1 protein-coding gene is annotated in these 426 nt (G+C 70.9%); it reads left to right on the plus strand.

Going from position 1 to position 426, the window contains the following annotated elements; all coding sequences use genetic code 11:
* Positions 1 to 426: ACP S-malonyltransferase (locus tag AAE045_RS23370; RefSeq protein ID WP_455549702.1), on the plus strand; the 426-nt coding region annotated here is incomplete at both ends.

The raw sequence follows: 426 nt of genomic DNA on the forward strand, positions 1-426 counted from the left end.
CCAACTACAACTCGCCCGGCCAGATCGTCATCGGTGGCGACGCCGCCGCCGTGGACCGCGCGCTGGCCCTGTTGGCCGAGAAGGGCGTCCGCAAGGCCGTCAAGCTCGCCGTCAGCGTGCCCTCGCACACCCCGCTGATGCGCGAAGCCGCCAACCGCCTGGCTGAAACCATGGCTGGCCTGGACTGGCGCGCCCCGGCCCTGCCGGTGGTGCAGAACGTCGATGCCCGCGTGCATGACGGCGTCGACGCCATCCGCCAGGCGCTGGTCCAGCAGCTGTACCTGCCTGTCCAGTGGACCGGCTGCGTGCAGGCGCTGGCCGCCCGCGGCGTCACCCGGGTGGCCGAATGTGGCCCGGGCAAGGTGCTGAGCGGATTGATCAAACGCATCGACAAATCGCTGGACGCGCGCACACTGTCCACGCCCG

It is taken from the genome of Dryocola clanedunensis (assembly GCF_038405435.1).
GTDB lineage: Bacteria > Pseudomonadota > Gammaproteobacteria > Enterobacterales > Enterobacteriaceae > Dryocola > Dryocola clanedunensis_A.